We start from the raw sequence: 933 nt of genomic DNA, 5'->3' as shown, positions 1-933 counted from the left end.
AGTTGATGACAATCTGTATTTTCCTGCTGTTGCGAACGCCGCGGACCGCTCTCATTTGAGTTTCCGTGTGGCGGGTGAAGTGAGTCGCGTGATGGTGCGAGAAGGGGATAAAGTGCAAAAAGGCGCTGTTATCGCCACCCTAGACCCAACGGATTATCAACTGGAAGTCGATAATGCCACGGCGAGCTTTTCTGTGGTCGACAGTCAATATCGCCGCTCTCGGCCTTTGGTGGATAAAGGTTTGTTGGCGAAGTCGCAGTTTGATGAAATTGCTGCGCAGCGCCAAATCGCGTTGGCGGAGTTGGAACTCGCTAAGTTGCGTTTATCGTTCACCACATTAAAAGCGCCGGTTGATGGCATCATTGCTCGGGTCAATATTGATCAATTTGAGAATGTTCAAGTTGGGCAACATATCGTCAATATCCACAGTCTGGATCGCGTAGAAGTTTTGATCCAATTGCCAGATCGCTTGTACGTCAAACAGCCTCCTACAGAAGAAAGATTAACGGCAATTAATGCGGTGGTTCGTGTTCCTAGTGGCAACGAGTACAAGGCGACGGTTAAAGAGTTCACCACTGAGCCTGATCCAACCACGGGAACGTTTACCGTGACGCTTTCTTTACCGATGCCAAAAGAGGAATACATCCTTGATGGTATGGCCGTTGAAGTGACCTCGAAAGATGAAAAAGTGGGTTTAGAGCTGAACGTTGGGATCAATGTGCCGATTGAGGCAATTTTCAATGCTGATGGAGACGAGCTTGGACGTGAGAACAAGTTTGTTTGGGTGCTGAATGACGACGGTACCATTTCACGAAAACAAATCCGAACCGGCAAAGCCTCCAAAACCTCGATTCAAGTGCTTGATGGATTAGCGCTTAACGACAAAGTGGTGGTTGCTGGCGTTTCGCGACTCAGAGATGGAATGAAAGTGGA

Annotated in this window: 1 protein-coding gene; it reads left to right on the top strand. The window is 48.3% G+C overall.

The annotated features are described in order from the left end of the window. Nucleotides 1–933 (top strand): efflux RND transporter periplasmic adaptor subunit VmeH (vmeH, locus tag R8N47_RS24030; protein ID WP_318185955.1); only part of this gene is annotated, 933 nt, incomplete at both ends.

This window comes from Vibrio sp. 2132-1 (genome assembly GCF_033344315.1).
The sequence above is the reverse complement of the archived record's forward strand: the minus strand, read 5'-3'. Positions and strand labels throughout refer to the sequence as shown.